The sequence below is a fragment of the Flavobacterium hibisci genome (assembly GCF_020026925.1).
GTDB lineage: Bacteria > Bacteroidota > Bacteroidia > Flavobacteriales > Flavobacteriaceae > Flavobacterium > Flavobacterium hibisci.
Window position 1 is genome coordinate 61,491 of record NZ_JAIQDW010000021.1, and the last position, 8,091, is coordinate 69,581.

Here is an 8,091-nt window from a genome sequence, read left to right on the forward strand (position 1 = left end):
TTTAGAGACGTTTACTAAATTAAAATACATTCTAAATATTGGACTAAATGAATACAAAATATTCTGACTTAATCAATCAAACATACTATTTTCCCCAGGAAGAGTTCAAACTAAACAAAGACAACTTATTATTTCACAATATCGATTTGATGAAATTAGTTGAACAGTACGGAACTCCTTTAAAATTCACCTATTTGCCACAGATTTCTGAAAATATCAACAAAGCAAAAGCCTGGTTCAGAAAATCAATGGAAAAGAACAAATACGATGCAAAATATTACTATTGTTATTGTACAAAAAGCTCTCATTTTGAATACATTATGAATGAAGCTTTCAAAAACAATATTCACGTAGAAACATCATCTGCTTTTGACATTAATATTGTAGAAAATTTACTTGAAAATGGTAAAATCAATAAAAGTACTTATGTAATTTGCAATGGATTCAAAAGGGACGAATATATTAGTAATATTGCAAGACTAATTAATAACGGACATAAAAATACTATTCCGATTATTGACAACTACGAAGAGCTTGATCTGCTTCAGGGAGAAATAAAAGGAAAATTCAAAATCGGAATCCGTATTGCGGCTGAAGAAGAACCAAAATTTGAGTTTTATACGTCAAGATTAGGTATTGGATATAAAAACATCGTTTCTTTTTATAAAAAACAAATTCAGGAAAATGACAAGTTAGAGCTTAAAATGCTTCACTTTTTCATTAATACCGGAATAAACGATACGGCATATTATTGGAATGAGCTGGTAAAATGTATCAAAGTATATATTGCTCTTAAGAAAGAGTGCCCGACCCTTGATGGCCTGAATATCGGCGGCGGATTCCCTATTAAAAATTCACTTGCATTCGAATACGATTACCAATATATGATTGATGAAATTATCAATCAGATTAAAATTGCCTGTGACGAAGCTGAAGTAGATGTTCCTAATATTTTTACAGAATTCGGATCATTTACAGTAGGAGAAAGTGGCGGCGCTATCTATCAGATTTTATATCAAAAACAACAAAATGACAGGGAAAAATGGAATATGATTGACTCGTCATTCATTACTACTTTACCTGACACATGGGCTATAAACAAACGTTTTATTATGCTGGCGGTGAACCGCTGGAATGATACTTATGAGCGGGTTTTACTGGGAGGCCTAACTTGTGACAGCGATGACTATTACAATTCTGAACAAAATATGAACGCCATTTATCTTCCTAAATACAACAAGGAAAAACCGTTGTACATTGGTTTCTTTAATACAGGAGCATATCAGGAAACTATTGGAGGATATGGAGGTTTACACCACTGTCTGATTCCACAGCCTAAACATATTTTAATTGATCGTGACGAAAACGGAATTTTAGCAACTGAAGTTTTCTCTGAACAGCAAACTTCTGACGACGTTTTAAAAATTTTAGGTTATACTAAAAAAGCATAAAAAAAATCTGCAAATTAAAAGTTAATCGCTATAAAATTATTAATTTGCAGTATCCCCAAAAGGTTAAACTTTTTAATTCAAAAACAAAAAAACAAAAAAAATGAAAGGACCAATCAGTCAGTTTATTGAAAAACATTACTTGCACTTTAACTCTGCTGCCCTGGTTGATGCTGCAAAGGCCTACGAACAGCAACTGGCAAACGGAGCGAAGATGCTGGTAAGTATGGCTGGCGCAATGAGTACTGCAGAAATTGGTAAAATTTTTGCCGAAATAATCAGACAGGACAAAGTTCAGATTATTTCATGTACCGGAGCTAACTTAGAAGAAGACATCATGAACTTAGTAGCACACTCTCATTACGAAAGAGTGCCAAACTATCGTGATTTGACACCGGAAGACGAATGGGCCTTACTTGAAAGAGGATTGAATCGTGTTACAGATACCTGTATTCCCGAACATGAAGCATTCCGTCGTTTACAAAAACACATTTATAAAATCTGGAAAGATGCAGATGACAAAGGAGAACGTTATTTTCCGCATGAATTCATGTATAAAATGTTGTTATCCGGCGTTTTAGAAGAATACTACGAAATTGATTTAAAAGACAGTTGGATGTATGCTGCTGCCGAGAAAAATTTACCTATTATTGTTCCGGGATGGGAAGATAGTACGATGGGTAATATTTTCGCATCATACGTGATAAAAGGAGATTTAAAAGCGTCAACAATGAAATCTGGTATTGAATACATGACATTCCTTGCTGACTGGTACACTAAAAATAGTGAAAATGGAATTGGTTTCTTCCAAATCGGTGGTGGTATCGCTGGAGATTTTCCAATTTGTGTAGTTCCAATGTTGTATCAGGACATGGAAATGCATGATGTACCTTTCTGGAGTTATTTCTGTCAGATTTCTGATTCGACGACTAGTTACGGTTCATATTCAGGAGCAGTTCCAAACGAAAAAATTACCTGGGGTAAATTAGATATTAAAACCCCTAAATTTATTATTGAGTCGGATGCCACAATTGTTGCTCCGTTAATTTTTGCTTATTTATTAGATTTATAGGATATTTATGAAAAGAGTTATAGTAGACTACGCCAAACTTACCAACGAAATTTTAAACCTTTTGGTTGAAAAATTTCCTGACGGTTATGATGATTCGGATGTTATTCGTTTCAGAAATGCTAAAAACGAATTAGTCGAAGCTGTTGAAGTTCGCACTGAAGACACTATTTATTTAGTAAAAATTAGTACTAAACTTGCAGACAGAATCGAAAATTATGACGAAGATGATGATATCGATCTTGATGTTGATACAATCGAACCTGTAAAAGGAATTGATCTTGATGACGATAGCGACGATGACGATGATGACGACAATATTGATAAACCTGATACAGATGCTGGAGACGATGATGACGATGACGATGAAGACAAAGATGATGTTTCAGATGACGATGACGACGAGGATGATGAAGATTAATTCATTTATTTAAAATAATTTAAAGGAACTCTATTCGGGTTCCTTTTTTTATTCTTTCATAACTAACTATAATTTTAAAAAAATATAAGAAAAATATTATTTTTAATTTATATTTGAAAAAAATATAAGCCAAATGAATTCAGAAATATTACACGCCAAATTAAAAGAAAATTTTGGTTTTGAAAAATTCAGACCAAACCAGGAAAACATCATAAATACAATATTGTCTGGTCAGGACACGCTGGCTATTATGCCTACAGGAGGAGGTAAATCAATATGTTTTCAGCTTCCTGCTTTGATTCTTCCCGGAATCACAATTGTTATTTCTCCACTGATTGCGTTGATGAAAGACCAGGTGGATAGTTTAAAAACCAACGGAATTTCAGCTTGTTACATCAATAGCAGCCAATCATCCGAAGAGCAGCAATTTTATATCGATAATTTAAAATCGAATACTTTCAAGTTAGTTTATATTGCTCCAGAAAGTTTATCCTATCTGGATGTAATATTTAACGAATTAACAATCAGCCTTATCGCTATTGACGAAGCGCATTGCATTTCTTCATGGGGACATGATTTCCGGCCTGCTTACACCAATTTAGGCTATTTAAAAAACCGCTTCCCTTCTACTCCAATACTAGCTTTGACCGCTACAGCAGACAAAGCAACACGTACTGATATTACGAAACAATTAAATTTAAAAAACTCCAAAACTTTTATAGCTTCATTTGATAGAAAAAATTTAAGTCTTGAAGTTCGTCCGGCACTTGACCGTGTGAAACAAATAATTGATTTTGTAGAAAAAAAACCAAATGAATCCGGTATTATTTATTGCCTGAGCAGAAAGACTACGGAAGAATTAGCAGAAAAACTAAAAAAAAGCGGCATTACTGCAAAAGCATACCACGCTGGACTCGATAATACTGTTCGGGCTAAAACTCAGGATGAATTTATAAATGACGACTGCCAGGTTGTTTGTGCAACAATTGCTTTCGGAATGGGGATTGACAAATCGAATGTTCGCTGGGTTATTCATTACAATTTGCCAAAAAACATTGAAGGTTATTATCAGGAAATTGGACGTGCCGGCCGTGATGGATTACCCGCTGAGACTGTTTTGTTCGAAAGCTATGCTGATGTGATTCAGCTTCAAAAATTTGCGTCAGAAGGTTTGAATTCTGATGTGCAGCTGGCAAAACTAGACCGAATGAAGCAGTATGCCGACGCATTGAGCTGTAGAAGGAAAATCCTCCTCTCTTATTTTGGTGAATTAGTGACAGAGGATTGTGGTAATTGTGATATTTGCAAAAATCCACCAACGTTTTTCGACGGTACAATTTTGGCGCAAAAAGCATTATCAGCCATTACCCGTTTAAAGGAATCTGAGCCTTTAGCAGTAATTGTAGATTTTTTAAGAGGTTCAAAAAACGCCTACATTTACGAAAAAAACTATCAGGAATTAAAAACCTACGGAATCGGAGCAGATGTATCCTGGTATGACTGGAATCAATATTTGATACAGTTAATTAATTTAGGATATTGCGAAATTGCTTTTCACCAGCACAATAGAATTTTACTGACTCCTTTTGCCAAAAAAGTTTTATTTGAAGGTGAAAAAGTAAAACTGACAACGGTTATTAAAAAAGTAATTGATAAAAAAGAAATCAAAGAAACAAAAAGCAAAACTAAAACAGTTGAAGGTTCTCTTTTTGAAATCCTCAGAAAATTACGTTACGAAATTGCTCAAAAAGATGAAGTTCCGGCGTATGTCATTTTTAGTGATGCCGCATTGAGACAAATGGAAACTTTACGCCCATTGAGTGATGAAGAATTCCTGGCCATTGACGGGGTTGGAAAAGCAAAACTTGAAAAATACGGCTCTGATTTTATAAATGCCATTATAGAATTTCAAAAGAACAAAAAAACAAATACGAAGTCCAAAAAGGAAAGCAATACCTATAAAGCAACTTTAGAATTATTTCAAAAAGGAGTTAGTGTTCAAGAAATTGCTGAAACAAGAAGCTTAGGAATTTCTACTATAATTTCACATTTAGCAAAACTATATTTGGATGGCGCTGCTATTGATGCAAGCCAGTTTATTTCTGATAAAGAAGTTGAGCAATTACAAAAAGCTCAAATTGAACTTGAAAATCCAAATGCTTTAAAACCTTATTTTGACCACTTTGAAGAAAGAATGGGATATGATAAAATTCGTTTTGGCCTTGCTGTACTGGAGAAAAATAATCAATAAAGATTAAAAAGTAACAATAAAAAAAATCCAAATTCCAATCTGAATGTTTCAAATTGGAATTTGGATTTTAATTTTTAGAATTTAACTATGAAATTTTATTTCAATGTCTTAGCATTCTTGACATTCTGATCGGTCAAAGCAAGTGTTAGAACTTCGCTCATTTCTTTCACATAATGAAAAGTAAGCCCTTCTAAATATTCTGCTTTGATTTCGTCAATATCAGATTTATTTTCGTGGCACAAGATAATTTCTTTAATACCAGCTCTTTTTGCTGCTAAGATTTTTTCCTTAATTCCGCCAACCGGTAAAACTTTTCCACGAAGCGTAATCTCTCCTGTCATGGCTAAACTTTTCTTTACCTTCTTTTGAGTTAATAAAGAAACAAGGGAGGTCAGCATAGCTATACCTGCACTTGGTCCGTCTTTAGGCGTTGCCCCTTCAGGTACGTGTAAGTGAATATTGTATTTTTGAAACAAAGCAATATCTAGTCCTAATTTTTTCGCATTTGCTTTAATATATTCCAAAGCAATTGTAGCCGATTCTTTCATTACAGTACCAAGATTTCCTGTAATACTTAAGGAACCTTTTCCTTCAGAAATCAAAGACTCTATAAACAAAATATCCCCTCCTACACTTGTCCAGGCAAGTCCAGTAACAACTCCGGCAATATCATTACTTTCATATTTGTCACGTTCCAGTCTTGGTACACCCAAAACCTTTACAATATCTTCATCAGTAACTTTTTTGTTATATTCTTCTTCCATCGCAACTGCTTTTGCGGCGTTACGAATTACCTGAGCAATTTTGGTTTCCAAGTTACGAACACCAGACTCACGTGTATAACCCTCAACAATTTTTTCCAATTGCTTTTTACCAATTGTCAAATCTTTAGCGGTTAATCCATGTGCTTCCAATTGTTTTGGGAAGAGGTGTCTTTTGGCAATCTCTACTTTTTCTTCAATCGTATAGCCGGACATTTTAATCACTTCCATTCTGTCACGCAGTGCTGGCTGAATGGCTGACATATTATTCGAAGTGGCAATAAACATTACTTTAGATAAATCATAACCCATTTCAAGGAAATTATCATAAAAAGCATTGTTCTGCTCCGGATCTAAAACTTCTAATAAAGCTGAAGACGGATCACCACTGTTGCCACTCGATAATTTATCGATTTCATCCAAAATAAAAACAGGATTTGAAGTTCCGGCCTTTTTCAAACTTTGAATAATTCGGCCAGGCATTGCACCTATATACGTTTTTCTATGTCCGCGAATTTCTGCTTCGTCACGTAAACCGCCCAGTGAAATACGAACATATTCACGTCCTAAGGCCTCTGCAACAGAACGCCCAATAGATGTTTTTCCAACACCCGGAGGCCCTGTTAAACATATAATTGGTGACTTCATATCATTTCGAAGCTTCAAAACAGCCAAATGTTCAATCATTCTTTTCTTAACTTCATCAAGACCGAAATGATCTTTGTCTAATATTTTTTGAGCATGTTTTAAATCAAATTTATCTTTGGAATATTCGCCCCATGGCAACTCTAAAAACAATTCCAGGTAATTACGCTGAATCCCAAAGTCAGGCGACTGCGGATTCATACGGCGCATTTTTGATAATTCTTTTTCGAAATGTTTCTGCGTTTTTTCGTCCCATTTTTTGGTTTTCGCTTTCTGCCCCATTTCGTCCATTTCCTCTTCCTGCGAAACGCCTCCCAATTCTTCCTGAATGGTTTTCATTTGCTGATGAAGGAAATACTCACGCTGCTGCTGATCCAAATCAAAACGGACTTTTGACTGGATATCGTTTTTCAGTTCTAATTTCTGCAGTTCAATATTCATATAACGCAGCGTTTCCAATGCTCGTTCTTTCAATCCATTTATTGATAAAAGACCTTGTTTCTCTTTTACAGTCAAATTCATGTTAGAAGAAACAAAATTGATTAAAAACGACTGACTTTCAATGTTTTTAATTGCAAAGGTAGCTTCAGACGGAATGTTTGGACTTTCTTTAATAATCTGAATCGCTAACTCTTTTACAGAATCTAAAATGGCTGTAAATTCTGTATCATTATCATCAGGGCGTTCTTCAGAAACTTCTTGGATTGTGGCAGTCAGATAAGGCTCTTCTGAAACAACTTCATTAATCTCGAAACGTTTTTTTCCTTGTAAAATAACGGTAACATTCCCATCAGGCATTTTTAAAACACGCAGGATTCTGGCAACAGTACCTATTTTATGAATATCATCTTTAGACGGATCTTCATCTTCTTCATTAATCTGGGATACTACTCCAATAATTTTTCCACCGGCATTGGCATCGTTGATTAATTTTATCGATTTGTCCCTTCCTGCAGAAATGGGAATAACAACACCAGGAAATAAAACTGTATTTCTTAAAGGTAAAATTGGAAGCGAAACAGGAAGCTCTTCATTGTTCATTTCCTCCTCGTCTTCCGGAGTTAATAATGGAATTAATTCTGCCTCCGAGTCAAACTCCTGAAGTGACAGATTGTCAATAGTTAGTATTTTATGATTTGACATAATAATATATAAGTCGTTTTGTCATTAAAAGGTTTATTGTAATCTCAAATACAAGTTAAGAAAGCTGTATTTAAGTAAAAAACATGCTTCAGATTGCCTTTGAAAATCAGGTGATAAAAATAGACAATCATTATGCCAAAAACAAAGACATTTTTATTTGAATTTTAAATTGTAAAAACTATTTGATGTCAGCATGATAAGCATTCTCAAAAAAAAAATAAAATTAATTGAGTTATACACTTACTATCTGTTTTATTTCTTTTTGATATATGGGTTTGGTATTTACCATTCTTTCTATCGATTTATGAAAAATACTTGTTTTAAATTGAGAACGGTTTATTCTAAAACAAAAC

General features: G+C 34.2%; 5 protein-coding genes and 1 pseudogene. 4 read left to right on the forward strand and 2 right to left on the reverse strand.

Annotation, left to right across the window (positions count from 1 at the left end; genetic code table 11):
* The first annotated feature begins 47 nt into the window (after positions 1-47).
* From K8B81_RS17740 to recQ, 4 genes are all read left to right on the forward strand, one after another.
* On the forward strand, positions 48-1,451 hold the full coding sequence (locus K8B81_RS17740; protein WP_223682891.1) for a type III PLP-dependent enzyme domain-containing protein: 1,404 nt from the start codon (positions 48-50) through the stop codon (positions 1,449-1,451).
* A gap of 100 nt (positions 1,452-1,551) precedes the next feature.
* Complete coding sequence (locus K8B81_RS17745) at positions 1,552-2,520, forward strand: deoxyhypusine synthase family protein (protein WP_223682892.1); 969 nt, start codon at positions 1,552-1,554, stop codon at positions 2,518-2,520.
* 7 nt (positions 2,521-2,527) lie between these two features.
* Positions 2,528-2,938, forward strand: a complete 411-nt coding sequence (locus tag K8B81_RS17750; protein WP_223682893.1) for a DNA primase — start codon at positions 2,528-2,530, stop codon at positions 2,936-2,938.
* A gap of 133 nt (positions 2,939-3,071) precedes the next feature.
* On the forward strand, positions 3,072-5,189 hold the full coding sequence (gene recQ / locus K8B81_RS17755) for a DNA helicase RecQ (protein WP_223682894.1): 2,118 nt from the start codon (positions 3,072-3,074) through the stop codon (positions 5,187-5,189).
* Between the two features lie 95 nt (positions 5,190-5,284).
* Here the strand turns inward: recQ and lon are convergent, their stop codons facing one another.
* The gene (gene lon, locus K8B81_RS17760; protein ID WP_223682895.1) at positions 5,285-7,738 is read right to left on the reverse strand and encodes an endopeptidase La; all 2,454 of its coding nucleotides are present in this window, start codon (positions 7,736-7,738) and stop codon (positions 5,285-5,287) included.
* Between the two features lie 232 nt (positions 7,739-7,970).
* Positions 7,971-8,091: pseudogene (locus K8B81_RS17765) on the reverse strand (IS1595 family transposase); the annotation flags it as partial.